Origin of the sequence: Streptomyces rectiviolaceus (assembly GCF_039533825.1) — a bacterium.
Taxonomy (GTDB): domain Bacteria; phylum Actinomycetota; class Actinomycetes; order Streptomycetales; family Streptomycetaceae; genus Streptomyces; species Streptomyces rectiviolaceus.
Genome location: NZ_BAAAUG010000077.1, coordinates 50,494 through 75,709, shown reverse-complemented (window position 1 = coordinate 75,709; position 25,216 = coordinate 50,494). Strand labels below are relative to the sequence as shown.

The following is a 25,216-nucleotide window of genomic DNA, read 5'->3' as shown; positions in this document are numbered from 1 at the left end:
ACAAAGGAGTTCCCGTATGAGCACACCCCGCACGGTCCTCGTCATCGGCGGTGGCGCAGCCGGCAACGCCGCGACGATCCTGCTGCGTCGCGCCGGGATCGCGGTCGATCTGATCGAGGCGAAGGACGACTGGAACGCCACCGCAGGCTCCGGCATCACGCTCCAGGGCAACGCCCTTCGCGTGCTGCGCGAACTCGGCGTGTGGGAGCAGGTGGAGAAGTCCGGTCACGGCTTTGGCGCGGTCGGCATCACCGCCCCGGACGGCACCGTCCTGCACGTCGCGGAAGACCTGCGCACGGGCGGCGACGACCTGCCCGCCACCGTCGGCATGCAGCGCCCCAAGCTCCAGCGCATCCTGATCGACGCGGTCCGCGCCAGTGGCGCCACCGTCCGGCTCGGCGTCCGAGCGACGTCGCTGGACCAGTCCGCCGACGGGGCCGGCGTCACCGCCCGCTTCACCGACGGCACCGAATCCCGCTACGACCTGGTGATCGCCGCCGACGGCCTGGGCTCCACCACCCGCGCGGCCATCGGCATCACGGACAAGCCCGAGCCCACCGGCATGGCCATCTGGCGCGTCGCCGCGCCCCGCCCGGCCGGAGTGACCCGCACCGACCTCGCCTACGGCGGCCCCGCCTACATCGCCGGCTACTGCCCCACCAGCGACAGCACCCTGTACGCGTACGTCGTCGAGGCCAACCGCGACCGCGCCTCCATACCCACGGAGACCTACGCGGACGAGATGCGGTCCCTGGCACGGCACTACGGCGGGTTCTGGCCGGAGATCACCGCGCAGATCACCGACCCTGAGCAGGTCAACTACACATGGTTCGACCGGCTGCTGGTCGAAGGTTCCTGGCACCGCGGCCGGGTCGTCCTCGTCGGCGACGCGGCCCACTGCTGCCCGCCCACCCTCGCCCAGGGCGCGGCGCTGTCCATGGAGGACGCCTGGGTGCTCACCCAGATGCTGTCCGCCACCGACGCCTGGGACGACGCGCTCCTCCAGGCGTACTACGAGCGGCGCGTCTCGCGCGTGCGCCCCGTCGTCGAAGCCTCCGTCCAGATCGGCCGGTGGCAGCTGGACGGTGTGCGCGACGCCGACGTCCCGGGCCTGATGGGCCGCACCATGACCACGCTGCGGGAGCTGCCGTGACGACGACACCGCCCACCGTCGACGTGCACGCCCACGTCCTGCTGCCCGAGATCGAGGCGCTGGTCGACGGGCTGCCGGGCCTTGCCGATGCGAAGGCCCTGGACGCGCGTCGCAACGGCCCGGCCGCGCTGCAGGTCAACGGCCCGATGGTCGGCGAACGCATCCCGCGCCTCACCGATCCGGCGGTCCGCCTCGCGGCGATGGACGCCCAGGGCGTGGACGTCCAGCTGGTCAGCCCCTCCCCCTCGCACTACCACTACTGGGCGGACGAGGAGACGGCCGAGAAGGTGTACCGGCTCGCCAACGAGGCCACCGCCGCGCACTGTTCGGCCGCGCCCGACCGGCTGCGCGGTCTCGGCCTCGTACCGCTCCAACATCCAGAAGCCGCCGTGCGGGCGCTTGAACACGCTCTGGAGCAAGGGCTGTCGGGGGTCGAGATCTCCAGCCACGCTCCCGGTCGGGAGATCTCCGATCCGGCGTACGAACCGCTGTGGGCTCGGGCCGATGAGAGTGGCGCGATCATCTTCCTGCACCCCTTCGGCTGCACCCTCGACGAGCGCCTCGACCAGTGGTACCTGTCCAACACCGTCGGCCAACCCGCCGAGAACGCCGTCGCCCTCTCCCACCTGATCTTCTCCGGCGTCCTGGACCGCCATCCCGGCCTGAAGATCATCGCGGCACACGGCGGCGGCTACCTCCCCACCCACATCGGCCGCTCCGACCACGCCTGGACGACCCGCTCCGACGCCGGGTCCGGCTGTGCCCACCTGCCAAGCAGCTACCTCAAGCGCCTCTACTTCGACTCACTCGTCCACGACCCGTACGTACTGCGGGAGTTGGTGCGGGCGGCCGGGGCGGACCGGGTGCTGCTCGGTTCCGACTTCCCCTTCGACATGGGAGTCGATGACCCGCTCGGCGCGCTGCGCGCCGCACGCCTGTCCGACGCCGACTTCGACGCGGTGCGCGGCGGCAACGCGGCCACCCTCCTCCGGAAGGACTGATCCCCATGAACGGACGTCTGCTCACCCACCTGCGGCACGTCGACCTGGCCGTGCCCGACTACGACAAGCAGCTCGACTTCTACTCCGGCGTCTGGGGCCTGACCAAGGTCGCCGAGGACTCCGACATCTCGTTCCTCGCCGCCGAGGGCAGCCCGGAGCAGTACGTCGTGCGACTGCGCAAGGCCGACGAGAAGCGCCTCGACCTCGTCTCCTACGGAGCCGCGTCCCCCACCGACGTCGACACACTCGCCGAGCAACTCCTCACCGGCGACGTGCGGTTGATCTCGCAGCCTGGAAAGGTGGACACGCCCGGCGGCGGGTACGGCTTCCGCTTCTTCGACGTCGACGGGCGCACCATCGAGGTCTCGGCCGATGTCGGGGTGCGGCAGCACCGCAAGATCGAGGAGAAGGAGGCCATCCCGGTCAAGCTCTCCCACGTCGTCCTCAACTCCCCCGATCTGAACCGGACCAGGCAGTGGTACGAGCGCCACCTCGGCTTCGCCCTGTCCGACACGCTGAGCTCGCCCCACATGGGCGAGGTCATGCACTTCATGCGCATCAGCAACCAGCACCACTCCATGGCCATCGCCCAGGGCCCGCACACCGCCCTGCACCACGTCTCCTTCGAGATGCGCGGCATCGACGAGTACATGCGCGGCTCCGGCCGGGTGATGCGCTCCGGGTACCAGAAGATCTGGGGTCCCGGCCGGCACATGGCGGGCGACAACACCTTCACCTACTTCCTCGACCCGCACGGCAACACCGTTGAATACACGACGGAGTTGGAGATGCTCGACGAGGACACCTGGCACCCGCACGTCTACGACTTCTCGCAGCCCGAGGTCACCGACCAGTGGGGCACCGCCAACCCGATGAACGAGCTCGTCGCCAAGGAGTCGTTCAACGACGTCGACCGCGGCGTGTTCGTCGCCCCGCCGGTCTGATCCCACCCGAGTTCCGGGGGCGCGGTGGCCCTGTCCATGCCTGCCCTGGCTCACCCGCCGCGCCCCCGGTGCCGTCTCGCCAGGAGTCCCCATGCGATTCGCCACCTACGCATACCAGCACCGCACCCGCGTCGCCGTCGTCGAGGAGGACGGCACCCTCTACCCGCTGCCCGGCGTCGTGTCGCTCGCCGAGTTGATCCGTTCCGGCGGCGGCCTGGCCGGCCTTCTCGACGCCGGTGCCGCCGCGCTCGACGTGCCGTCCGGTCCGCACGTCTCCCAGGTGCGGCTGCTGCCTCCGCTCCAGCCGTCCTCCGTACGGGACTTCGTCGCATTCGAGGAGCACGTGGAGGGCGTGCGCCGTTCGGTGGACGGTGTCAGTGGCATCCCCGGCCAGTGGTACGCCGCGCCCACCTTCTACTTCACCAACCCGCACGCGATCTACGGGCCCGACGACGCCATCCCGATGCCGCCCGGCTCGGCCGTCCTCGACTACGAGCTCGAAGTCGCCGCCGTCATCGGCCGCGAGGGCCGCGACCTCACCCCCGAGCAGGCTCGCGACCACATCATCGGCTACACGGTCTTCAACGACTGGTCGGCCCGGGACCTCCAGTCCGCCGAGATGAAGGTGGGCCTCGGCCCCTGCAAGGGCAAGGACACCGCCACCACCCTCGGCCCTTGTCTCGTCACCGCCGACGAACTCGACCCGTACCGCGACGGCGAAGGCTTCCTGCGCCTCGCCCTGACCGCCGAGGTCAACGGTCAGGTGATCGGCAAGGACCTGCTGTCCAACATGAGCTGGACCTTCGAGGAGATGGTCGCCTACGCCTCACGCGGCACCCGCGTCGTCCCCGGCGACGTCCTCGGCTCCGGCACCTGCGGCAACGGCGGCTGCCTCGCCGAACTGTGGGGCCTGCGCGGCGAACAGACCCCGCCGCCCCTCAAGCCCGGCGACACCGTCACCCTCACCGTCGAAGGCATCGGCACCCTCTCCAACACCGTCGTCGCCGGTGCGGACCCGGTCGCGCTCCCGGCGGGACGCCGTCGCAGCCGGGAGCGTCCGTGAATCCGAGGCGCCTGCTGGGCAAGGTGGCAGTCCCCCCCCCGCCGCTCGCCTCGGGGAGCAAGCTCACCTCCCACGAGGCCTGCGGAATTGTGGCTGAAACCCAGCAAAGTCCAGGTCCCGCCGGGTACTTCTGGGTTCCGTGCCGGTGCGCCGCGAAGGACGGAGGGTTGGCGCGCACCGGCACGCGGAAAGAGGGGAGGCGTGACGTTGATGACTCACGACAGCGGCATCATCACCCTCGACGAGACGCCATTCGCGCTCCCCTGGCTGCGCTTCAGCTGCCCCTGCGGAGACTGTCGGCACCCGGGCTCCTTCCAGAAGACCGCAGACCTCAGTCTGGGGCCGCAGGAACTGCCCGTCGCCCGGACGGCCGCCCTCAGCCCGGACGGCCGTCTGCTGCACATCACCTGGCGTGAAGACCCGGGGCACCGAAGCACGTACCGGGTCGACTGGCTGCTCGACCACGCCTGGGACCGCAGCGACAGCGAACAGTTCGGCAAGGAAACACTCTGGGACAGCACAACGCCCGGCGCAGCGGGCATGCGCCGGCACCAAGCGGTGGACTGCCACGCCGGACTCGGCCCCTGGACCGATGACCTGTTCACCCATGGTTTCGCCCTGCTGCGCGACACCACCGTGCCCGAACTGGAGCGGCTGCTCGAGGAGTTCGATCCCGTCCACCACACCGAATACGGCAGATACGCCGACGTGCGCGCGGTGCCGGAAGCCGAGGACCTGTCCGAGATGGCCCTCACCCTGACCGCCCACACCGACTACCCCTACCGGACGGTCGGCCCGCTGCTGGAGTTCTGCTGCTTCGTCGAGAACCAGGCGACGGGAGGCGAGTTCTTCTTCCTCGACGGCTTCAAAGCCGCCGAGGACTTCCGGACCGCGCACCCATCCTGGTTCGCCCTGCTCACCGATACGCCCGTGGAGTTCGAGCAGCTCTACTCAAGCCACCGCTACCTGTACCGCCTGCGCCGCCCCGTCATCACTGTTGGCCCCGACGGCCGCGTGCAGGCACTGCACTTCGGCCACTCGCACGTCTGGACCTGGCACCTCCCACCCACGCAGGCCGGCGACTTCTACGGCGCCTACCACGCATTCCTGCGCCATCTCCGCTCCGAGCCCTACCGGATCACCAGGCGGTTCGAGGCCGGAGGCCCGAGCCCGTTTCCACCGCGAAGCCCCTCACTATCGAATGCCTCCGCCCGAGTAGGCCGCCGACAGACATCGGCGCCCCTCCGCCACCGTCCGTGGACGGCGGCGGAGGGGCGCGTCCGGGCCCTTGCCTCAGGTACCGCAGTTGCCCGACGTGGGCTCGTCGGCGAAGCGTCGTCCCAGCCATTCAAGTGCCGGGCCATTGCCCTGAATCGCCGTCCCCACATGGGACTGCCCAGGGAAGGACTTCCACTCCACCGCGTTGCCCTTCGCGCACCAGTCGGCCCGCAGCTTCTGCCCGATCGCGTAGGGGATCGTCTCGTCCGCGTCCCCGTGGTACACGAACGTCGGTGCCGACGGCCGCTTGGTTCCGATCAGCTGCTTGGCGATGGCCCGCTGCCAGTCCGGCCGGTCCAGCGGGTTGGACGTGGTGACGTCCTCGATCGTCTTGCCGCGCCCTGCCTCCAGGACCGTACCGACGCACTCCTTCCGCACCACTTCGGCGAGCTTGCGGCCCTCCTTGTTGAGGTACTTGTTGAGCGCCAGGGCCGGGTGGGCGGCGTTCTGGCCGACGGCGGACATCAGCAGATAGCCGGCACTGTCCCCGCCCTCCAGTGAGTCGGCGACCTTGGTGAGATCGGCGGGGACGCCGCCGCTCGCCGTTCCCTTGACCTTCAACTCGGGAGCGTAGGTCGCGGCCATCTCGGCGGCCTTCGCGCTGGCGCCGCCACCCTGGGAGTAGCCCATGATCCCGACGGGCGCAGCCGCGGAGACACCGTACTTCGCCGCATCCGGATGCCGCTGGGCCGCACGTGCCGCGTCGAGGACGGCGCTGCCCTGAGCCTTGGCGACCATGTAGGTGTGGTCACCAGGGGTACCGAGGCCTTCATAGTCGGTGACGACGACGGCGTAGCCACGTACCAGCGCGGCGTTGACGAGCGGCGCCTCGGCCGTCGTGCCGCCCGGGAATCCGGCGGACGGCGCGCACTTGTCGCCGAGGCCGACCGTGCCGACGGCGTACGTGATCAGCGGGCGGGGGGTGGCCCTGCCGTCGTCGGGAACGATCACGGTGCCGGAGACCACGTTGGGCCGTCCGTCGGCGGAAGTCGACCGGTAGGTGATCTTCCAAGCTTTGGTGGGGGTCGGTACGCCCGGGGTGTACTGGAACGAGGACGTCTTCGAGCTGATGATCTTGCCAGGGTCGGTCTTCTTCTTCGGGCTCTTCCTGGTCTTGCCCGGGTGGTGATTGCCCTTCTTGTGCTTCGCGGCTCCGGGAGCCTCCCCGGCGGTCTGCGCCGCGGATCGGGCCGAGGGGGTCGCCTCTGGGGCGCCGCCCGGCGCGTTCGCGCTCTGCGCGGCGGCGGACCCGGGGAGACCGAGCACCGCTACCGCGAGGACGGTACCCGCGGCCACCGGTCGTCTGCGTAAGGATGACATCATGCAGCACTCCCAACTCTCCTGTGGGCAAGGGGGGTTGGGCAGCACCGTACTGACCCGTCAGTAATACGGCCATAGATGTGCAGGGTCCGAGGCGACGAATCGACGCGGTCACGCCGTCGGGAAAGGGCGCAGGCCCCTTTACGGCAGCAGGGCCCGGACCGCCACGCGCGGTCCGGGCCCTGCCCCGTGCGGTGCCGCCCTGCGGCGGCGGTGCGTCAGCTCTGTGCGGTGTCGTCGCTCGTCTGCCCGGCGCCCTCGGCTGCGCCTGCGCCTGCCTTCTCGCGCATCTTGCGCACCAGCTCCGCCTTCTGGTCGGCGGCACCCTGGCGGTCGAGGTTGCGGTACGGACCGTTGTTCTGCCGTTCGGCGCGGGACAGCTTCTTGCGCTGGCCGCCGCCCTGGCCCACGGGGTTGTTGATGTTCTTGCTCACGGGTTCTCCCGGAATGATGTGAAGTGATCTACGGATTCATCGGTGGGGGACGGGCGCGGCGACGTCGCAGGGCGTCAGCGGGGGCCCATCACGCTCTCACTCGTAAATCAGCGTCTGGAAGAACATGGCCAAGACATTACCTCGTTCCGTCGGCCCCGCACACCAAGTTTTCGCCGTCCCGGTGTCGGCCGGGCTTCATGAGAAGCGCCCTAGAGCCCCCGCGGCCCCACCGTCATCCGGATTCCGTCCCGTGCCCACAGCACGAAACGTTCCACCGGAATCACTTCGTGCCCCACCGCGGGCCGAAAGCGCAGGCGCTTGAGGAGAACGGCAAGGACAACCTGGGCCTCGACCGTGGCCAAAGCGGCACCCTCGCAGCTGCGTGGCCCGATCCCGAAGGGGACGTACGCGAGCCGCGGCCGCTTGGCCACCTCCTGCGGCGTGAACCGCTCGGGGTCGAACCGCTCCGGCTCCGGCCAATGCTCAGGGTTCAGGTGCACCGCCCAGAACGGATAGAAAACCGTCGTCCCGGCCGGGATCTCGTACGGGCCCAGGACCAGGTCCTCGGTCGTCTCGCGCGCGCCGTACGGACCGGGCGGGAACAGGCGCATCGACTCCTTGAGCACCATGTCCAGATACGTGAGCCGCCGCAGATCACCGTATTCGGGCGTGGCCCGCTCGCCCAGCACCTGGTCCAGTTCGGCGGTGAGGCGATCGGCCACGTCAGGGTGGCGGCCCAGCAGGTGCAGCGTCCACGAGACGGCGACGCCCGTGGTGTGGTGGGCGGCGAGCAGCGTCACCATCACGGTGTCCCGGATCCGCGCCGGGCTCTGACCGGCCTCGACGAGCGCCCCGATCAGGTCGCTGCGGTCGGTGCGGCCTTCCGAGCGGTGCGCCGCCACCACGCGGTCGACCGTCGCGCGCAGATATGCGAGGGCCGCATCGGCCCGCTCCGCCGAGCGCGGGTCCGCCCGCGGCACCTGGTACAGCCGCCCGAGGTGTTCGGTGAGCACCTCCTCGAACGCGGCGACGACACGGTCCGTGTCGGTTTCCGCGCCCCCGAGCGCGAACCCGCAGATCATACGGAGCGACAGCGCGGTCAACTCCTTTTGCAGCTCGACGGGTTCGCCGTCGGCCTGCCCGGCCCAGCGGTCCGCGAGCTCTCGCGCCAGCTCGGTGAAGCGCGCGAAGTGCCGCTCGTGAGCGGGCCGTCCGGCCAGCACCGAGAGCAGTAGTCGGCGCCAAGGTGTGTGCTCGTCGGCGGGCAGCACTTGCAGGTTGCCCGCCTCGCACAGCGGGTCCAGGAACGCGAACAGCTCCTCGGGCCGCTTGTCGATGTGCGCCGTGGCCTCCAGAAGCACGGGGTCGGCGACCGACACGGCCGTGCCCGCGCCCGGCAGTTGGAAGCGCACGACGGGCCCGTACGCCTCATGCAGGCGTAACTGGTGCCGGTGCAGCCCGCCCGCGGCCGCGATGGCGCTCAGCCCGCCGTCCTCCTGGTGCTCGGGTCCGGGGATGCGCACAACGGGGCCTCCTGTCGTAAGTCCCGCCCTCGGGTCTGTCCGAGGGCCCTCGACTCGCCCTTGTATCAGCCTGCCGGACCGGTGTCGCGGTGGTCGGGCAGGTCGGCCCGCACCGCGCCCCCGACATCGTTGTCGAAGGCGCGGCTTGCACGGATCGCGGCCCTACGGGATGCGGCTAGCCCCGAGGGAGCACCGCGCACTGGGGCGTGCGGTCGCCCTATGGCGTGTAGACGGCGTCACTGCCGTACAACTCCCTGGTGAACGCGGAGACATCGGCGCTGCGGTCGGTGCCGTCGAGGTTGTACGTCAGATAGACGCCGTACCCCTCGCTGACGGTGCGGCGGGCGAGGTCGGCGGCCGTGCCCTGCGAGGTCCCGCCGATCTCGACGGCCGCCGGCGACAGCTTCGACTTGGGCAGTGCGATGCCGGGGACCTGCCAGGTGCCGTAGTACGGGTTCCAGGCGTAGTCGAACTTGGACGAGACGTCGACACCGCCGTAGGAGAGGCGCGACGCGGCCGGGCCGATGTTGTAGAGACTGATGATCTTGTCCGGCATGTTCGCGCGCAGCGCCGTCACCAGGTGCACGAACGAGCTGGCGTTGGGCTGGCCGGTGCCGTTGTTGCCGTATTCGGCGTACTCGTCGTCGAAGTCGATGCCGTCGAGGCCGTACTTGGTCACGGTGTCCGACATCTCTTTCGCGAACGCCGAAGCCGCTTGCTGGGAGGGGAAGTTGGCGAAGCCCGCGCCCTGGTGGTTGCCGAGCACCGAGAGGACGACCTTGATGCCCTTCTGCTGCAACGGCTTTATCTCCGTGGCGGCGTTGTCGAGGACGCGCTGCACGTTTTCGTTGAAGTGCAGATACGCCTTCTTCTTGCCCGTGTCGTAGTTGATGTTCGCCGCGAAGATCACGGCGACGTCGAAGACGTTGTCACCGCCGTTGGCGAGGGTGTACTTGCCGACGTTCAGCATGCTGTTGTTGTTCACCTCGACGTACGCCACCGAGGTCGGTCCCTGTTTCGCGGGAGCGGGAGTCGGAGCGGAGGCAGGGGCCGCTGCCGCGCCGGTCATGGCGGTCGTGCCGAAGGTGAGGGCCGCCACGGCCGAGAGCGCGAGCGCGGCCGTCCGCACCCTGCTCCGTACCAGAGTGAACATCGTTGATCGGTCTCCCATCGCATGGGTCGGCGCCCGACCTGTTCGAAAGCGCCGAGTGAGCCCTCCGAGTTTTCCTGTCCCGTGACCGAATCCCAAGAATCATGCGCAAACTCGTTACGACTCCTACGCACCTCACGCCGCAGCCCGACGCCTGACCTGCCGTCGGGTGGCCCGAGCACGAGCTGAGCCTCACGCGTGCGGCGGGGTGAGTTTGGCGGCCACGGCGTCGAGGACCCAGTCCAGGCCGGTCGCGAAGGATGTCTCGGCGTCCACGTCCGTGCCGTCGTACACGGCCTTGGTCAGCGCCGGGAAGCGGCCCGTGGCCAACATTCTCGTCACATGCGGGCCGGAGGCGCGCTGCCAGTCGCGCTTGGACAGGCCCGTGGCGCGCTCGGCCCGCAGGTTCGCGATCTCGCGCCTGATCGCGCCGGTGAAATAGGCGCTGACGGTCTCCACGGCGCGCATGACGGTGTCGATGTCGGCGACGCCGTCGAGTGCGGCCAGCGTGGCCTCGGCCACGGCGAGGCCGTTCGGGCCCAGGGTCGGGCGGCCGCCGAGCAGGTCGGCCAGCCATTCGTGACGGAGAGCGGCCTGCCTGGTGCGGTGGGCGAGGACGCGCAGCGCCTCCCGCCAGTCACCGGGCTGCTCAGCGGGGAGGATCTCGGCCTGGACCTCGTCCACCATGAGGTCGAACAGCTCCTCCTTGGTGGAGATGTATCCGTACAGCCGCATCGGGCCGGCGTTCAGCCGGGCGGCGACCTTGCGCAACGACACCGCCTCAAGACCGCCCTCGTCGGCCAGCGCGATGGCGGCGGCGACGATCCGCTCCCGGTCGAGGGGCACGGGGCGAGTCGGCGGCTCCGGCCGGTCCCACACAGTCATGGTCACTCCGCACTGTTGCGATGCATCGTAATGAGGAAATACAGTGTATCGATATGAGACATCGTATCGCCGTGGTCGGGAGCGGCCCTGCCGGGCTTACCTTCGCCCGCGTCCTGCAGCGTCATGGTCACCCTGTCACCGTCCTCGAACGCGATCCCGCCCGCGACGCCCGTCCCGCGGGCGGCACGCTTGACCTGCACGAAGGGCTGGGCCAGCTCGCGCTGGACAAGGCGGGTCTCCTTGCGGAGTTCCAGGCGCTGTCTCGTCCCGAGGGGCAGGCCATGCGCATCCTGGACCCGGCCGGGACCGTCCTGCGCGACTGGCAACCCCGTCCGGATGACCGGGCCAATCCCGAGATCGACCGCGGGCAACTCCGTGACCTGCTGCTCGGCCCTCTCGACGTCCGGTGGGGGCGGGGCGTGACGCAGGTGGAGCCGGGGGCCCGGGACGGCGTGCTGGTCCATTTCGCGGACGGGCGACAGGAGACGTTCGACCTCGTGGTCGGCGCGGACGGCGCCTGGTCCCGGGTCCGCCCGGCGGTCTCGTCGGTGACGCCGCAGTACACCGGCGTCATCTTGGTCGAGACCTCCCTGGACGACGTCGACACCCGCCACCCTGACCTCGCCCGGCTGATCGGCGACGGTTCCGTGGCTGCGTACGGCGTGAACCGAGCTCTCGTCGCCCAGCGCAACAGCGGCGGCCACGTCAAGGTGTACGCCCAGTTCCGCGCGCCGCTGGACTGGCACACGAACCTGGGCCTGGACCTGGCCGACGTCGAGGCCGTGCGGTCGAGTCTGCTGGCTCTGTTCGACGGCTGGGCCGCTCCCGTCCTCGACCTCCTCCGCCACTGCACCGCTTTCGTCCACCGCCCCCTCTACGTCCTGCCCGTGTCCCACACCTGGACCCACGCCTGCGGGGTGACGCTACTGGGCGACGCCGCCCATCTGATGCCCCCCTTGGGTGCGGGCGCGAACCTCGCGATGCTGGAAGGCGCCGAACTCGCCGAGTCCATCGCCACCGGCCCCGGAGACCTGGACGAGACCGTCCGCGCCTTCGAGGAACAGATGTGGGCACGGGCCGGCAAGTGGGCGAAGATCACGACGGCCGGTCTGGAACGCCTCGTGAGCCCGGACCCCGCCGAAGCCCTCGCCCTCTTCGACCAAGTCCAGCCATCCTGACCGCCAAACGCGAGACCGCTCAGCGGTCGCCGCCCAGGATCGCAACGCTGAAACCGCGCGTGCGAGCATCCCGGCATGAAGTGTTTCGAGACCGTCACGCTCATCGCCGCGTCTCCGGCGACCGTCTTCGACCTGTCGCTGGACGTGGATCTGCACACCGCGTCCATGGCCGGCTCCGGGGAGCGGATCGTCGGCGGCGTCCGCGCCGGACGTATGACGCTCGGTGACACGGTGACGTGGGAGGCCCGGCACTTCGGTGTGCGGTGGCGGATGACCTCACGCATCAGCGCGTACGAGCGGCCCGGAAGATTCGTGGACGAGCAGGTGGCCGGGCCGTTCAAGCGGTGGCACCACACGCACCACTTCGCACCGGACGGGCGCGGGGGCACGGTGATGCGTGACGTGATCGAATTCGCGGCGCCGTTCGGCCTGTTGGGAACGGGCGTCGAGGCGGTGGCGCTCGCCCGCTACATGCACAAGCTCATCGAGGCGCGCAACGTGCACGTGAAGGAGTGCGCGGAGGCGTCGGCGTGACCGGCGCAGCCACCCGCACCGCTCCGATGGCATGATCAGCCTCGCAAGGCCCCATCACCCTTCCTTCACCGGAAAACCACGCCATGCGGCATGAAGGGGCATCTATACGAACACCACCTAACAAAACGGTCAAATAATTGATACCTATAGTCTCGCGGGCGCTCTCACGAACAGGCCGCAAGATCAAGTTCACTGCATGGCGTCAACCACGGGTGATCCTGTGGGCCACGGCATGTGTGGTGGCCATCGGATTCCTCGTCGCGCTGGAGATCGCCGCGCGTCGCTACGGCGGCGTACCGGGACCGATCACCAACCAGGCGCGCGAGGTGGTGTTCGCGCCCAAGCCGGGTCCGCTGTACGGCGGCCTGGCGTTGATGATGGTGGTGCTGACTTGGCGGCAACGGTTCATCGCGGCCGGCGTCGCGATCGGCGTCGACGTCGTCTTCATACTGGTGCGATGGGCGGTCGACGCCGAGGTGCCGGAGGGTCAGTTCTTCGGCAACGGCGCGTTGTGGGCGATGCTGGGCTGTGCGGTCGTCGCGATCACACGCCGTACCGGCCAGGAACGTGTCCTGCTGCTGAAGGGCGTCGGCCTTGGCCTGCTCCTTGTGACCGGCCGCAAGACCGGTGATACGTGGCTGCTCATCACGGCGAAGACCCGCCCGACCGTGTTCGACCCGTACGTGGCAGTCGCCGACCACGCACTGGGCAACCCGTCGTGGCTTGCGGGCCGGATACTTGAGGCCACGGCACCGATCGGCACCCATGTTCTCGACCTTGTCTACGCCCAGCTCGCGGTGGCGGCGGTCGCCGTCGCCCTGTACCAGCTGCGCAACGTGGCGTCCGAGCGCCGCTTTCCGCGCCACCACCTGGTGCGCACCTTCCTGGTGATCGGCCTCCTCGGCCCGGCCATCTACATGATCTTCCCGGTGGTCGGACCGATCTTCGCCTACGGCCCGGGCACCTCGGGCACCGGCGGCGTGCAGTGGGCGGTGGCCGACCTGTGGCCGGACACACCGCCGCCGATCAGCGTCCCGCACCCGGTGACGTACGACGGGATCACTCCTCGCAACTGCATGCCCAGCCTGCACACGGCGTGGGCCACCGCGATCTTCATCCACTCCCGCAAGGGCCCGCGCATCCTGCGATTCGCGGGGACGTTCTGGCTGACCGCCACGCTCGGCGCGACGCTGGGCTTCGGTTACCACTACGGCGTGGATCTCATTGCCGGCGTGGTGTTCACGCTCACGGTCGAGGCGGCTCTGCGCGCGTTCGACCGCGGCTGGGACCGGCAGGGCGTTCAGCTGGTCGCCTACGGCACGACGGTCTTCGCCGTGCTCCTGGTGTCGTACCGCTATCTGCCGATGGACATGGCCGCGCACCCTCGGGTGTTCGGACCACTTCTCATTCTGGCGCTGGCCTCAGTGATCTACGGCTACGTACGGACCACCAGGCTGTGGGAACCGAAGGCCGCGCCAGCACTCCAACCGAAACCACAACCCGAACCGATCTGAGTCTCTGTGGGCCGTCACCACTGGTGAAAGACCACTCCTGACCAGCCCTTCCGGACCAGTCACAGCCAGTTTTCTTCATCAGCGCCGGTCAACGCCCCGGGCGTGGGAACGGCAGCGCCGGGGACGGGAGGCAGGTCGGTCTTTGCCCGGCCGTGCCACGTTCAGTGGGTGCACCGCGGTTGTGCCTGCCCCGGAGACGGCGGATTCTGTAGGGGATGAACGGGGCTGATGTGGCGCCATGACTGCATGGAACGCGGAGCAGAAGGCTGACTTCCGTGGCCCCCTCGACGTCACCAGGGCGGCCACGGCGGTCGTCGACGCCCAGGACACGGTCATCGGATGGAGCCCCGCGGCGGAGCGGCTCCTCGGTTACCGGCCGCAGGAGATCGTCGGCCGGCCCATGGCCACGTTCCTGGCGCCCGGCCCGACGCCCTCTGTTCTCCCGCTCCCGCTGCCTCCCGGGTTCCAGGGAAACGAGATCCGTGTCGCGCGGCATCGCGACGGGCGTGAACTCATTGTCGGCACCGCCGTGTGCCCTCTGCCGGGCGCCGGCACGGCGTCGCGCGTCCTCGTCGCGACGGAACTGAAGGATCTACGGCTGTGGGAATCCCGGCAGGCCCTCCTGCACGGGCTGGCCACCCAGTCACCCGTCGGCCTGGCCATCTACGACACCGACCTGCACCTGGCCTGGTGCAACGCGGCGTACGAACAGGAGATGGGGCGGCCGTTCGCCGAGTTCCGTGGCTCTCGCCCGGATGAGCTGTACTCCGAGGGAAGATTCGTGTCCAAGGGGCACCCGCCCACGCTCGACGCGGTCATGCGTCACGTCCTGGACACCGGGCAACCCTTTCTGGACCTGCACTTCCAGGGCCGACCGCCCAGCGACCCCGAAACGGACCACCTCTGGTCCTGTGCCTACTACCGGCTCCAGGACGCCGACGGACACGTGTTCGGCGTGTGCGAGGACGCGTTCGACATCTCCGATCGCTTCAGGGCCCAGCGGCGCCTTGCCCTGCTCGTCGAGGCGGGCCGCGGGATCGGAACCGCGCTCGATGTGCTGGCCACCGCCGAGAAGATCACCGAGGTGGCGGTGCCGGAGTTCGCCGCCACGGTCACGGTCGACCTCGCCAGGGCGGTACTGGAAGGCGAGGTTCCGGCCACCAGCGGTTCGGCGGCGATGTCTCTGGTCCGGGTCGCCCGCTGCTCGGCCGATGACGCCGACCAGGAGGGGCCGGGGCAGCCGACCTGCTCTCCTCCCCCTCCCCCGGTGGACCACTCACCCGTGGAGTACCCGCCCGGTTCACCGCAGGACCGTTGTCTCTCATCGGGCGGGCTCGTGCACGACGACACGGTCCTGGTCGTGCCGCTGCGGGCCGGGAACAGCACGCTGGGGCTCGTCACCTTCGTTCGCCGCACCCGTTCGGCCACCTTCGACAGCGGCGAAGTGGCGCTGGCCGTCGAGTTGGTGGCCCGTACTGCCGTGTCCATCGACAACGCCCGCCGCTTCACCCGTGAGCGCACCGCATCCCTTGCCCTCCAGCGCCAGTTGCTGCCACAGCACGTACCGGAGCAGTCAGCGGTCGACCTGGCCTACCGCTACCTGCCCACGGACGACGTGACAGGGGTCGGCGGTGACTGGTTCGACGTCATCCCGCTGTCCGGGACCCGGGTCGGACTCGTGGTCGGGGACGTGGTCGGCCACGGACTGCAGGCGGCCGCCACCATGGGCCGGCTGCGTACGACCGTACGGGCGTTCGCCCAGATGGACATGGATCCCGTCGAGCTGCTTTCGCGGCTCGACGATCTGGTGGCGCAGTCGGCGGAGGAACAGCGGAGCGAGCTGGGAACGCCCGACGGCACCTACGCCGACGTGACCACCGGAGCGACCTGTCTCTACGCGGTCTACGACCCGGTCTCGCGGCGCTGCGTCATGGCCAGGGCAGGGCACCTGCCTCCGGCGCTCGTCGACCCGGACGGCCGGCTGACCTTCCCGGACCTGCCGGCCGGGCCGCCGCTCGGCCTCGGCGGCCTGCCGTTCGAGTCGCTGGACATCGAGCTGCCGGTGGGCAGCCTGCTGGCTCTTTTCACGGACGGCCTGGTCGAGGCCCGCGACCGCGACATCGATCACGGTCTCGACATCCTGGGCCGGGTACTCAGCGACCGGCAGGCGTCACTCGAAGAACTGTGCGACCGGGCGGTGGCGGAGCTGCTGCCGGGCGGCTCGATTGCCGACGACACCGCCCTGCTGCTCATCCGTACCCGCGAACTCGACGCTTCGCAGGTCATCGAGTGGGAACTGCCCGCAGAACCGGTCGCCGCGGGCCATGCCCGGGACCTGGCCACCCAACAGCTGCACCACTGGGGCCTCGAGGAGCTGTCGTTCGCGACCGAGCTCGTCGTCAGCGAGCTGGTGACCAACGCGGTCAGGTACGCCGAAGGCCCGATCCAAGTACGCCTCATCCGCGACCGCACCCTCCTGTGCGAGGTGGCGGACCGGGGCCACACCTCACCGCATCTGCGCCACAGCGGCGAGGACGACGAAGGCGGGCGAGGCCTGTTCATCGTCGCGCAACTCGTCCAGAGGTGGGGGACGCGCTACACCCGCTCCGGCAAGACCATCTGGACCGAACAGGCCTTTCCCAAGACGGGATGAGACGGGTCCGTCCGGGTGACGTGGCCCGGCGCTCAGCCGTTGAAGCGGTCCGGGTCGGGGCCGATCCGCTCGTCGCGGTTCAGCGCGGAGATCTCACCGATGTCGCCCTCGCTGAGCTCGAAGTCGAAGAGGTCGAAGTTCTCCTCGATGCGCTTTTGGGTCACCGACTTGGGGAAGACGATGTCACCGCGCTGGATGTGCCAGCGCAGGGTCACCTGGGCAGGGGACTTGCCCACCCGCTGCGCGATGCGGTTGATCGTCGGGTCGTCGAGCACCTTGCCCTGCGCGATGGGCGACCAGGCCTCGGTGGCGATGTCGTGCTCGGCGCCGAAGGCCCTGACGTCGTCCTGGGTGAAGTAGGGGTGCACCTCGATCTGGTTGACCGCGGGCACCACGTCGCTGCCTTGCAGCAGCCGACGCAGATGGTGGGGCTGGAAGTTGGAGACTCCGATGGCCTTGGACCGCCCGGAGCGGTAGATCTCCTCCAGAGCCTTCCAGGTCTCCACGAAGTCGCCCTTGCCCGGCAGCGGCCAGTGGATGAGGAAGAGGTCCAGGTAGTCGAGGCCCAGGTCCTCCATGGTGCGGTCGAACGCCTTGAGGGCGTCGTCGTGCTCATGGGCGCCGTTGTTGAGCTTGCTGGTCACGAAGATGTCGGCGCGGTCGAGACCGGAGTCACGGACCGCCTCGCCGACCTCCTTCTCGTTGCCGTACATCTGCGCCGTGTCGATGTGCCGGTAGCCGGCCTCCAGCGCGGCCAGCGTCGTCTCGCGGGTCTCCTCCGGCTCGATCTGGAAGGTGCCGAAGCCGAGCTGAGGGATCCGCACTGCGTTGTTGAGGGTGATGGCGGGTACTGCGGTCACGGTTGCTCCTTGGGCATTGCTGGTTTCGCGTGCGGAGGGCTTCGCGTGCGGACGGTTTCGCGTGCAGAGGGCTTCCTGTCGGGGGCTGCTCTCCGTTCACTCGGAACGTCACGCTCCGGCCCCACCCCGGGGTACCCGGCATTGCGATGCACAAACCGCCCATATATCCAAAAAGGGTGCGCACGCCTGCACGGGAGTCGGGTGCCCGGTGAGGGCCCGCCCAGTCATCCCTGGCTTCCCGACCTGGTCGCGGGGCCCACATGGATACGCAGGTCGCCGAACCGGTGGGACGGCCAGCCACGCGCGTGCCCCGGCGGCCGGTCCTCCGCCGCGACGAGGGTGGCCGTCGGCGTCTGCCGGGCGGTCCGCAGGAGGTCCGCCCGGGTGGTACTGGCGTTGTGCCCCTGCGTCTGGGCGGAGGAGCACCCGGCGTAGAAGGCGATCGGCAGCGCCTCGTGCCCGGTCAGCACGCACGGCGGCCGTACGCCGATGCGGTGCAGCTCCGATGCCGTGCGGGCCCAGCCCTCGCGCCCGGCGGTGGAGCGGCTGACGGCGTCCTCCAGGACCGCGTACTGCACGGCCAGATGCCCGGCGAGGCCGAACGCCACCAACGTCACGACCACCGGCCGCCACGCTGGGCGCGGGGTGGTGACCAGGTGGATGAGGGCGTCGGCGACCGGGATGGCGAGCAGCGCGTAGAACGGCAGCAGGAACCGCGGCGCGGCGTATCCGATCATGAACAGGTACGGGAGGCTCGCCGTCGTGGCGCAGGCCAGCGGCAGAAGCGTGCCGCCGGTGCGCCGGGACCTGACCGCGACGGCGAGACCCAGTGCGGCGAGCAGCGGCAGGGCGAACCACCACGCGATCAACTCCGGCGCCGGAACCGAACCGGTGCACGGGCGGCACAGGGTCTGGCCGCGCAGGCTGCGCAGCTGATCGAGGACGGCGATGTTCCAGCCGAGGCCGCCCTGGATCCGGGAGGCATCCGCCAGCCGCGCGCCCAGGCCCCCGAAACTGATGTGCGCCTCGACGATCCACCCGACCGCCCCTGTCCCCAGCCCCACGACGAGCGCCGCCGGCAGCCGCGGTCGCCGCCACCGGGGAGCACACACCAACAGAACGAACAGGGGGAGGGTCACCCAGACGGCGTCGGTGGGCCGCATCCACGCCATCAGGGCCGCGCTCGCGGCCACGCCCCACAGGGCGGCCCGGTCGCGGCGGTCCGCCCGGACGCGCAGGAAGCATCCGACGCCCGCCAGGGCACCGATCGCGACCCAGTAGTTGGGCATGACCTCAGGGCCGTAGAACACGGTCACCCAGAGCGTCGCGAACAGGGCTCCGGCGAGGGCCACCACCCGTACGGGGAACAGTCCGCGCCAGACGCGCAGCGCCAGGAACAGGCCGAGCCCGGACAGCAGGGCCAGATAGACCCGCAGGAGTGAGGTGGACGACGACCACGAGGCGATCGGCGCGACCAGCAGGGAGATCCCGCGGGAACGGGGTGCGCTGAAGAACGCCGCCGGAGCGTGGCCGCTCACCTGGCTGACGTACACCGCCTCGTCCCAGCCGAGACCCATTCCGGGCCGTACGAGCGCCAATTGGGCCAGCGTGAAAGCCACCGCCACCGCGGCGAGCCAGCCCTGGCCTCCGGTGCGGCGCGGGGTGCGCACGACCTGCATCGCGCCGCGGTGGTCCATTCCGACGAGCGGCACGTTCAAGGTCCTGGCCATCGCCCGCCTTTCCCCCTACACGCCGTAGGGCTCCTCTGCTGACCTACAGGGCGCAGGACAGAAGGCCGGTACAAACGTGGACAAACTAACCCGACCTCTGCGGGAGCGCAGGGCGAAGATCGAGGATGTGCACGGGCGGCCGTCCGGCGTCGCCACAACAGAAGGGGCCCCGCCCGCCGCACCGAGAGACGCTCGGCGAGCGTGGGCAGGGCCCCACCTCTGTCTTGCCTGACTGGCCATCACGTGCAGCGTCAGGCTGCCTGGTTCACCTGGATCATCCGGTTCACCTGGTTCATCTGGTTCATCTGGTTCAGCGACAGAGGGCCGCGACCACGACCTTGTCGACGCGCTTTCTGCCCGCCTCGTCGCTCAGTTGCATGGTCACCGCGACATTGGCGGCGCGGCCGTCGTCGGTGGCTCCGCCCCGGGTCTCGTATCCCGGGAAGCTGCCGCCATGGCCCCAGTAGAGGCCGTCCCCGCACGGAAGCGGCTTGCTCACGATCCCCAGGCCGTAGCGGGCGCCGCGTCCGAAGGTCCCTTCGGCGGGGCGGGTGGAACCGCGCATCTGGGCGAGCTGTGCCCGCGGGAGGAGGTCGCCGGACAGGAGTGCGGAGTAGAAACGGTTGAGGTCGGAGTTGGTGGAGACCAGCTGACCTGCGGCCCACCCCCAGGAAGGGTCGATCTCCGTGACGTCCTGCAGAGGCGCGTCGGCCGCGTCCCGGTAGTAGCCGTGGGGATGGGGTTCTCGGATGGTCGCGTCGCCGGGGGCGGGGAAGTAGGTGTGGCGCAGCCCGATGCGCTTGATGATGCGCTGGTCCATCTCCTTGGCGAGAGGGCGGCCGGTGACCTTCTCGACGATCAGACCGGCCAGGACGTAGTTCGTGTTGCTGTACGCCCATTTCTTTCCCGGGGCGAAGTCAGCCTTGTGCTGGAGTGCGATGTCGACGAGCTCGCGGGGCTCGAAGTAGCGGACGTCGTCCCCGAGGTAGTTGCTGTAGTTGGGGAGCCCACTGGTCTGCTGCAGGAGATGGCGGACGGTGATGCGGCGTCCGTCGATGCCCTTTCCGCGGACGAGGCCCGGCAGATAGGTGTCGACCGGGGCGTCGAGGCGGATCTTCCCTTCACCGACCAGCTGCAGCACGACCACCGCGGTGAATGTCTTGGTGTTGCTGCCGATCCGCACCTGCCCGTCTCTGGGCACCTTCGAGCCGGTGGCCAGATCGCCGACCCCCGCGGTGTAGTCACGGGTGCGGCCCTCGCGGTCCTGGGTGCCGGCCAGCGCGGCGGGCAGGCCGTCGGTGTGCACCAGCGAGTTCAGGCCCTGCTGGACGGTGTCCGGCCTGGCGGCGGCGGAGGCCGCGGGCGGTGCGAGGGCACCCATCGTCATGACGCCTACGGCCACCGCGGCCGCGGCCGGGACGGCCCTGCGCAGACCGCTCTGCTGCCTGGACCTGGGAGAACGGGACCTCTGCCATACCTGCTCACGCACGAGCCAACTCCTACGGAATCTTGGAAAACCACCGGCATATGCCGGTCCCAGCATTTCCGTAGGCGGCTGCCCGGGACGATCCCGCTAGCCGCCCGGCTCCGGGTAGGGCTATCCCCCGGTACCCAGGTACCCCATCGCAGACGCCGTCTCCGCGACGGAGGAGCCTCCTCCAGCACCGGCCCTGCCCGTCACCCGACACCGAACAGCCGCCGCTCATCCCGCGATCGAGTCCAGCTGCTCGGCCGCGGGACGCAGCGCCCACAGGTCCCCGCCGGGCGGTGTCTCCAGCTTCGGGACCGCCTCGCGAGCGGCCGCGTCCCCCGCGTCGGCCGCCGCGTGCACGACGTCACTCGCGGCGAACCGGTGGAATTCCAGCTCGGGGTGCGGCCACTTAGCCGCCCCCGTGGCCGCGGGCAGCAGATAGTCGACGGCCTTGAACAGGCTCTGTCCGTCGGGCCCTTGGTGCGACCAGAGGTCCACGCCGACGTTCCGGCCGATGGCGGCGAGCCGGGTGTAGGCGACCAGGTCGAAGGTCGAGTAGTGCCAGCTCCGCGTCCGGGCGAGCTCCTGCGGCTGGCTGCCGTCGGCCGCGATCTGCGGGTCGATGCGGCGGGCTCGGGCGTCGAGGACGGTGCGCCGGGCGAGCGCCGTGTCCCCGGTGGCGTAGGCGAGGGCGGCGACCTGCATGTCGTAGAACGTGCCGTGATTGTTCTGCGCGGCGCTCTCCTGCTTGCCGAAGTCGCTGTCGACGAGCCAGGTCAGGAAGTCCTTGTTCCATTTCCCCATCGCGGAGCGGTCGCTCTTCGACCAACCGGGCGCGCCCGTGCCGAGGATGGCGATCGCGTCCACGACGCTCGTGTACGACTGCGAGAAGTCGATGATGCCGATGGCGCGGCCGTCGTACTTGCAGGGGATGAACTGCGCGTGGTCCAGGTTCGGGTTCATCTTGGTCGCCGGGTCGAGGAACCAGGTGCGCAGGACGGAGGCGGCCTTCTCGGCGTACCGCTTCTTGCCGGTGTAGTACCAGGCGAGCGTGAGGTCGTACGTCGAGTCGAAGACCTTCTCCACGTCCTGACGGTCGGTCCCGGTGTCGACCTCGGGGTTGCGCTGCCCGTCGCGCTGTTCGTACGGGCAGCCCCACGGATTGTCGGCGGTCGGCGTCTGCGTGGGCCACCAGTAGGGCGCCTGGCTCAGATAGTCGTGCACGTCGCCGCCGGGCGCGGGCTTCGGTTTGTCGACGACCGTCCAGGGCCCCTGGTCGATCCAGGCGTCGGCGCGGTCCTTCAAGTCCCGGACCGAGCGCTTCAGTTGGGGGTCGCCGTGGTCCAGGCGGAGCTTGGTCCGCTGGAGCCGTTCGCCGTCGAGCACGGCGGTTCGCGGGGCGCCATCGCGGGCGGTGGCGTTCGCGGTCGGCAGCAAGACGGAGGCGAGGGCCGCCGCCGCGGTGAGCAAAGCGCCGAACCGTACCCGGGATCTTGCGCGCATCACACACTCCAGTCACAGTCACGGATCAGCGGCGAGTCATGAATGTGAACATCGTTCGCCATGCGGACCGGGCGAGCGTAGAACCAGCGGGGTCACGCAGGCAACGGGTGTGACACGACGATCACTTGTGTACCGATGTGTACCGACTGGCGCTCTACGTCGAGGAAGGGGCTTCCATCTAGGACCACATCTGGCCTATATAACCCATAGCGTGGTCCATGACCGGCGGGACAGGCACCTTCGGAAGGCTGCAACCATGACTGCGAACGAGCTGACCACCACCCCAGACCTGGCGGAGGCCCCGGCCGTCACCGTCACCGGTGAGCGTGCCGAATGGCTGGAGACGCTGGCCAAGCACCGGTACTTCCTGCGCTTCACCACCCGTGACCTGACCGACGAGCAGGCCGGGCTTCGGACCACCGCCGGCGAGCTGTGTCTCGGCGGCCTGATCAAGCACGTGACCGAGGTCGAGAAGACCTGGGTGGACTTCATCCTGGACGGCCCGTCGACGATGGCGGATGTCACGGACCTGTCCGAGGACGACTTGACCAGTCGGGCCGACGGGTTCCGGCTGCTGCCGGGCGAGACGCTGGCGGGCGTACTCGCCGACTACGCCGAGGTGGCCCGCCGGACCGACGAACTGGTCGCCACACTGCCCGACTTGGACGTCGCGTGGCCGCTGCCGAAGGCCCCGTGGTTCGAGCCCGGTGCGCAGTGGTCGGCACGCCGGGCGCTGATGCACATCGTCACCGAGACCGCCCAGCACTCCGGACACGCCGACATCATCCGCGAGTCCCTGGACGGCGCGACGAGCATGGCCTGAGGCGCGTCCCGCCCGGCAGCAGCATCAGCAGTGGGTCACGGCCGGGAGGGATCACGAACCACAGGCCTTGAAGGCACTGAAGGCACTGAAGGCACTGACTGACTTTTCAGTTTCGAGAAGATCCACCCTGGAACCCGGAGCTACTTCTCCCGCAGCAGCGCCAGCTCGGCGTCGATGGCACCGCGCAGCAGGTCACGCGCGTGGTCGATCTGCAGTCCACCGCTGAGCCAGCGCATGCTGAGCCCTTCGAGCAGGGCGGTGAGCCGCTCGCCCGCGGCGGCCAGGGCGGGCGCGGGGGCCGTCGGCGTCACCTGACCGAGGAGAGCCGCCACCTCCTGCACCCACACCAGGGTCGCCCTGGCGAGGTCCTCCCGCAGCACTTCGTCGAAGACGGCGCTCGCCCGCAGCTCGCCCCAGGCGGAGCTGTTCTCCCTGACCACCGGGGTGTCCTGCAGTTCCAGGAGGAGGGTCTCCGCCAGCTCCTCACGCGGAGCGAGCGGTTCGGCGTCCACCGCGCGGCCTGTGGTGTAGCGCTCCGCACGGTCGTTGATGAACTCCAGCGTGTGGCGCAGGATCCCGGTGCGGTCCTTGAAGTGGTAGTAGATCAACCCGGTCGAAACACCCGCCTCCGCGGCGAGCTCTTCGACGCGCAAGCCGCGGACGCCGCGACGGGCGATGAGCCGTGCGGCCGCTTCGAGGATCTGAGTAGTGCGAGACGCCATGAATCCGAACCCTATCGGGCCGTTCCCCGCCCGGTGATCTCGGGCGACCGGCAGAAAGCGACACCTGGGCGGACGCGGGCGCCTCCATGCCCACCTTCTCGGCCCCTCCTCGCCCCCTCCTCGGCCCCTCCTCGACTCTTTGACTGAATTTTCAGTCCGTGTCACAGTCGACGTGTCGAGAGCGTGGGGCGGCTTCGTCCGCGCCGCGCTCGCCGCGCGTCCCGCCATGCCGATGGATAGCTTGATCCCCATCACGATGATCGGAGTTCACCGTGTCCCCCCTCCTCCCGCCGCTCCCCTCCCGCCGCTCGGCCCTGCGCGCACTGGCCGGTGTCGGCACCGTGGTCCTGGGTGCCTCTGCCTGCGGCCCTGGAGACGAAACCGCCGGGGCCGCGAGCACCGCGGGTGATGCGGACACGGCGGCAAAGGGGCTGCGCATGGGCGCCGAGTGGGAGAGTCACGCGCGCACCTTCATGTCGTGGCCCGCCCTGGAGTCGGTGTGGGAGGAGGATCTCCCCTACGTACGCCAGGACATCGCCCGCATCGCCCGCACCATCGCGGAGTACGAGTCCGTCGTGATGATGGCCAGGCCCGACCAGCACAAGGCCGCCCAGAAGGCCTGCGGGCGTGACGTCGAGGTCATCCCGCTGGCCGTCGACGACCTGTGGGCCCGCGACACCGTGCCCGTGTTCGTGGAACAGGACGGCGACGTCGTCGGCGTCGACTTCAATTTCAACGGGTGGGGCGACAAGCAGGAGCACACGAACGACGCCCGGGTGGGCCGCACCCTCCTGTCGCGGTACGACATCCCCCGCAGGAAGGCCCCCCTGATCGCCGAGGGCGGCTCCTTCGAGACCGACGGCGAGGGCACCCTCCTCATCACGCAGAGCTCGATCGTCAACGACAACCGCAACCGCGGAAAGAGCCAGGCCCAGATCGAGGCCGAGATCAAGCGGACCTTGGGCATCAAGAAGGTGATCTGGCTGGCCGGTGTGCGCGGCGAGGACATCACCGACGCCCATGTGGACAGTCTCGTGCGCTTCACCGCACCCGGCGTGGTCCTCCTCGACCGGGCGCACCCCGATATGCCCGCCGACTCCTGGTCACGCGCGGCCGACCAGGCCAAGTCCGTACTCAGCAAGGCCACCGACGCCGACGGCCGGTCCTTCGAGATCATCGACCTGCCCCAGCCCGACCTGTACGACATCACCGGCGAGGGCGACGACTTCGTCTCCACCTACGCCAACTTCTACGTCGCCAACGACTCCGTGTTCATGCCCAAGTTCGGAGACCGCAAGGCCGACAGGCGCGCCCGCAGCATCCTTCAGGAACACTTCCCCAAGCGCGACATCGTGCCCATCCCCATCGACACCATCGCCTCCGGTGGCGGCGGCATCCACTGCTCCACACACGACGAGCCCGGAAAGCCGGTCGACTGAGCCCGGCCACCCGCGGAGACGGGCGGGGTGGCCTCAGC

Annotated in this window: 20 protein-coding genes and 1 pseudogene; 11 read left to right on the top strand and 10 right to left on the bottom strand. The window is 69.6% G+C overall.

The annotated features are described in order from the left end of the window. Nucleotides 1–16: 16 nt before the first annotated feature. The 5 genes and pseudogenes from ABD378_RS21855 to ABD378_RS44210 all read left to right on the top strand — a co-directional run. Nucleotides 17–1,153, top strand: coding sequence for an FAD-dependent oxidoreductase (locus tag ABD378_RS21855; protein ID WP_344522695.1), 1,137 nt, complete (start codon nucleotides 17–19; stop codon nucleotides 1,151–1,153). After that, a complete protein-coding gene (locus ABD378_RS21850; protein WP_344522693.1) occupies nucleotides 1,150–2,154 on the top strand; it encodes an amidohydrolase family protein in 1,005 nt (334 codons plus the stop codon). Before ABD378_RS21855 ends, ABD378_RS21850 begins: the two co-directional genes overlap by 4 nt. Before the next feature lie 5 nt (nucleotides 2,155–2,159). Continuing rightward, the gene (locus ABD378_RS21845) at nucleotides 2,160–3,098 is read left to right on the top strand and encodes a VOC family protein (RefSeq protein WP_344522691.1); all 939 of its coding nucleotides are present in this window, start codon (nucleotides 2,160–2,162) and stop codon (nucleotides 3,096–3,098) included. 91 nt (nucleotides 3,099–3,189) lie between these two features. Beyond that, entirely contained in the window at nucleotides 3,190–4,161 is a 972-nt protein-coding gene (locus tag ABD378_RS21840; protein WP_344522689.1) for a fumarylacetoacetate hydrolase family protein, read from the top strand. 210 nt (nucleotides 4,162–4,371) lie between these two features. Continuing rightward, a pseudogene (locus ABD378_RS44210) lies at nucleotides 4,372–5,262 on the top strand (TauD/TfdA family dioxygenase); the annotation flags it as partial. 192 nt (nucleotides 5,263–5,454) lie between these two features. On the opposite strand, the gene ABD378_RS21830 reads toward ABD378_RS44210, so the two are convergent. The 5 genes from ABD378_RS21830 to ABD378_RS21810 all read right to left on the bottom strand — a co-directional run bounded on the left by ABD378_RS21830 (nucleotide 5,455) and on the right by ABD378_RS21810 (nucleotide 10,751). After that, nucleotides 5,455–6,735 (bottom strand): lipase family protein, encoded by a 1,281-nt coding sequence (locus tag ABD378_RS21830; RefSeq protein WP_344522685.1) that lies wholly within the window; start codon nucleotides 6,733–6,735, stop codon nucleotides 5,455–5,457. Nucleotides 6,736–6,977: 242 nt separating this feature from the next. Beyond that, nucleotides 6,978–7,193, bottom strand: coding sequence for a DUF6243 family protein (locus tag ABD378_RS21825; protein WP_344522683.1), 216 nt, complete (start codon nucleotides 7,191–7,193; stop codon nucleotides 6,978–6,980). 209 nt (nucleotides 7,194–7,402) lie between these two features. After that, a complete protein-coding gene (locus ABD378_RS21820; RefSeq protein ID WP_344522681.1) occupies nucleotides 7,403–8,716 on the bottom strand; it encodes a cytochrome P450 in 1,314 nt (437 codons plus the stop codon). Between the two features lie 217 nt (nucleotides 8,717–8,933). Further along, nucleotides 8,934–9,869, bottom strand: a complete 936-nt coding sequence (locus tag ABD378_RS21815; RefSeq protein WP_344522679.1) for an endo-beta-N-acetylglucosaminidase H — start codon at nucleotides 9,867–9,869, stop codon at nucleotides 8,934–8,936. Nucleotides 9,870–10,058: 189 nt separating this feature from the next. After that, entirely contained in the window at nucleotides 10,059–10,751 is a 693-nt protein-coding gene (locus ABD378_RS21810; RefSeq protein ID WP_344522677.1) for a TetR/AcrR family transcriptional regulator, read from the bottom strand. 53 nt (nucleotides 10,752–10,804) lie between these two features. On the opposite strand from ABD378_RS21810, the gene ABD378_RS21805 reads away from it, so the two are divergent. From ABD378_RS21805 to ABD378_RS21790, 4 genes are all read left to right on the top strand, one after another. Beyond that, the gene (locus ABD378_RS21805; protein ID WP_344522675.1) at nucleotides 10,805–11,929 is read left to right on the top strand and encodes an FAD-dependent oxidoreductase; all 1,125 of its coding nucleotides are present in this window, start codon (nucleotides 10,805–10,807) and stop codon (nucleotides 11,927–11,929) included. A gap of 75 nt (nucleotides 11,930–12,004) precedes the next feature. Then, nucleotides 12,005–12,463 (top strand): SRPBCC family protein, encoded by a 459-nt coding sequence (locus ABD378_RS21800; RefSeq protein ID WP_344522673.1) that lies wholly within the window; start codon nucleotides 12,005–12,007, stop codon nucleotides 12,461–12,463. Nucleotides 12,464–12,645: 182 nt separating this feature from the next. Further along, nucleotides 12,646–13,977, top strand: coding sequence for a phosphatase PAP2 family protein (locus tag ABD378_RS21795; protein WP_386546914.1), 1,332 nt, complete (start codon nucleotides 12,646–12,648; stop codon nucleotides 13,975–13,977). 238 nt (nucleotides 13,978–14,215) lie between these two features. Then, the gene (locus tag ABD378_RS21790) at nucleotides 14,216–16,630 is read left to right on the top strand and encodes a SpoIIE family protein phosphatase (protein WP_344522671.1); all 2,415 of its coding nucleotides are present in this window, start codon (nucleotides 14,216–14,218) and stop codon (nucleotides 16,628–16,630) included. Nucleotides 16,631–16,662: 32 nt separating this feature from the next. On the opposite strand, the gene ABD378_RS21785 is transcribed toward ABD378_RS21790, so the two are convergent. The 4 genes from ABD378_RS21785 to ABD378_RS21770 form a co-directional block, all read right to left on the bottom strand. Then, nucleotides 16,663–17,490 carry an aldo/keto reductase gene (locus ABD378_RS21785; RefSeq protein ID WP_344522669.1) on the bottom strand — a complete coding sequence of 276 codons (828 nt, stop codon included), beginning with the start codon at nucleotides 17,488–17,490 and terminating at the stop codon, nucleotides 16,663–16,665. 224 nt (nucleotides 17,491–17,714) lie between these two features. Further along, a complete protein-coding gene (locus ABD378_RS21780) occupies nucleotides 17,715–19,220 on the bottom strand; it encodes a hypothetical protein (protein ID WP_386546219.1) in 1,506 nt (501 codons plus the stop codon). 310 nt (nucleotides 19,221–19,530) lie between these two features. After that, nucleotides 19,531–20,709 carry a serine hydrolase domain-containing protein gene (locus ABD378_RS21775; RefSeq protein WP_386546217.1) on the bottom strand — a complete coding sequence of 393 codons (1,179 nt, stop codon included), beginning with the start codon at nucleotides 20,707–20,709 and terminating at the stop codon, nucleotides 19,531–19,533. Between the two features lie 213 nt (nucleotides 20,710–20,922). Next, complete coding sequence (locus ABD378_RS21770) at nucleotides 20,923–22,194, bottom strand: alginate lyase family protein (protein WP_344522667.1); 1,272 nt, start codon at nucleotides 22,192–22,194, stop codon at nucleotides 20,923–20,925. Nucleotides 22,195–22,450: 256 nt separating this feature from the next. Between ABD378_RS21770 and ABD378_RS21765 the strand changes: the two genes are divergently transcribed. Further along, a complete protein-coding gene (locus tag ABD378_RS21765; protein ID WP_344522665.1) occupies nucleotides 22,451–23,017 on the top strand; it encodes a DinB family protein in 567 nt (188 codons plus the stop codon). Nucleotides 23,018–23,157: 140 nt separating this feature from the next. Here ABD378_RS21765 and ABD378_RS21760 read toward each other — a convergent pair whose 3' ends face one another. Continuing rightward, complete coding sequence (locus tag ABD378_RS21760) at nucleotides 23,158–23,739, bottom strand: TetR/AcrR family transcriptional regulator (RefSeq protein ID WP_344522663.1); 582 nt, start codon at nucleotides 23,737–23,739, stop codon at nucleotides 23,158–23,160. A gap of 272 nt (nucleotides 23,740–24,011) precedes the next feature. Between ABD378_RS21760 and ABD378_RS21755 the strand changes: the two genes are divergently transcribed. Further along, a complete protein-coding gene (locus tag ABD378_RS21755) occupies nucleotides 24,012–25,178 on the top strand; it encodes an agmatine deiminase family protein (protein ID WP_344522661.1) in 1,167 nt (388 codons plus the stop codon). The last annotated feature ends 38 nt before the right edge of the window (nucleotides 25,179–25,216 follow it).